The 2,267-nt window shown below is 31.7% G+C and carries 1 protein-coding gene; it reads right to left on the bottom strand.

Annotated elements, in window-relative coordinates:
* On the bottom strand, positions 1-2,267 hold a 2,267-nt coding region (locus tag CX675_RS19605; RefSeq protein ID WP_130736953.1), incomplete at both ends, for an RHS repeat domain-containing protein.

Genomic DNA, 2,267 nt, shown 5'->3' with positions numbered 1-2,267 from the left:
ATTCGTATAATGTGTTAAGCGGTCTTGATTGTCGTATTGAAAATTCTCCGTCCAGTTAAACAAACTATTGGTTCTTGAAGTCAAATTCCCTCGTTGGGGCTCAAATGTAGTTTGTAAATTTAAAACATCTGAGTATGGACTTGCAACCATTGAAACCTTTGCATTTTGGATATAGCCATAGGTATCATATGTATTTGATAGTGCCAAATTGTTACCATAGTTAGCACTTGTTAACTGTCCTCTTACATTAACTGCATTGGTTTGCCATAAAACATGATTCGAATCACTATCTAACACCTGCCAATGATAACCATTTTTATAAGTATTTCTAAACCATTTTATAGATTGTTTACTATTTGAAGTATTAATCATGTTATAGAATTCACTCTCTGGTCTTCCAAAATCATCATACAACGTTGCTCTTTGGTAAAAAGCAAAAAAGCGATTCTCAGTAGTTCTCCATAAACGCATATAGGTATCATATTCATAACTATATTCGTCATACGTACCATTAATAAAATCTTCAAATTTACTATACTTTAATAGTTTATTTGTAGGATAATAAGTAAAGGTTTCTTTAGAGTTTGTATTTAATCCCTTAATAGTCTTTTCGGTAATTTTACCAAATTCATCGTAGGTCATTCTGGTAACACCATTTGGTGTACTTTCATAATAACTCTCTCCTAAAACATTTTGTTTGTATTCATAAGTTCCTGCTGAAGGGTCTGTTAATTTTGTACGTCTTCCCCATTCATCATATTCCATCTGAACTTTTGACCCACCATAGTCGGACTCTTTTAAATTACCATTTGCATAATATTTAAAATTGATTACCCCTCCATTATCAGAAGAAGATACCACATGTCCGTTTGCATTTTTAGTTGAACTAGTTGTCTTTGTACCATCTGAAGCCGTAACCGTTAAACCTGAATATGTAAGAGTCGTTGTTAAACCAGTAGGTGCTACTGTACTTACTAATCGATTATAATCATCATAAGAAGATACCGTCCATAAAGAAGGTGTACTTATATATGGTTCACTTTCTCTATATTTTCTTCCTTTACTATCGTATTCTACACTTGTATAAGACCAAGTACCATCTATTAATTTGGCTCCCTTTTTCTTAATTCTTCCTAAGGCATCGTTAATCTCTATGCTACTACTTCCATCATCTCCATTTTTAGTAACTATATACTCATTACTTTGTTTAGCGTAACTGATATTTATATTTTTATTTAAATAATCGGTTATTTTAACCACCTTACCCCAATTATCATAAGTTGTCTTACTCGTTAAATCATAAGGTGATTTTACTTCTGTAACCAAACCGTATACTGGGTGATAGGACACATTGGTAGTCACTAAGCCTTCAATATCTTTAGTGGTTTTTACAAAACGCTCTGTAGTATCATAGGTATATTCAACCACTCTAGGTGCGACAAGAGCAACAGGAGCTTGATAACCAGTTGTTCGTATCGTTTTTTTAGTTAAATTACCAACAGCGTTATATTCATAATCTTCTACTAAATAATTATTGCTATCAGCATCACTATTCCCTTTTTTCTTTACTTGAACCAGTTTATTATTAGTATAACTAAAATTTTCTTTAGAAGTAAATAAACCACCATAAGCAGATGTGCTTGTACTCATCTCTAAAGGTCTTCCAATATGGTAATCTGAACCCGTTCCATTTGGGTTATTACCAAAAACTGTTGTTACAACTTTAGTTGCATCTGGATTAGCTGGATTAGTCGTATAATTTTTAGTAGTTACTGTAGTCGGTAATAAATACGTATAATCATAATTATATTCTATTTTATTAGTAACACCAGTAATGTAATCTGTACTTTCTTTATTTATTAAAAACAAATAATAGCTATTATTTTGAGTATATCCTTGATAAGAATTCTTTGAACTATTTACAATACCTAACGGATTACCTGAAGAAACAAATGAAAAAGCACTACCATTATCTACTAACTGATTATAAACTCTCTCTGGTGCTCCTCTCCAATCGTATCTGTTTTCAGTTACTGCCCAAATACGTTTATCTGTTGGGTTTTGATACCATTCACTTCTAGCTGTCTTTTTAAAACCAATACTTCCTAATCCATGTAAATGCATTTGCAATCCATGATACCTAAAATCTTGATATCTGGTAATGCCTTCCGCTGTATTAGTTATCTTCTTTACTAAATAATTTGTAGGTAAACGTTTAATCTCTAAATAAGGATAATTTACACTATTAGAAGAAGAATAAAATTCGT

The organism is Flavobacterium sp. J27 (assembly GCF_004303025.1).
Taxonomy (GTDB): domain Bacteria; phylum Bacteroidota; class Bacteroidia; order Flavobacteriales; family Flavobacteriaceae; genus Flavobacterium.
Note: the sequence above shows the minus strand (reverse complement) of the source record. Positions and strands in the feature narration are given on the sequence as shown.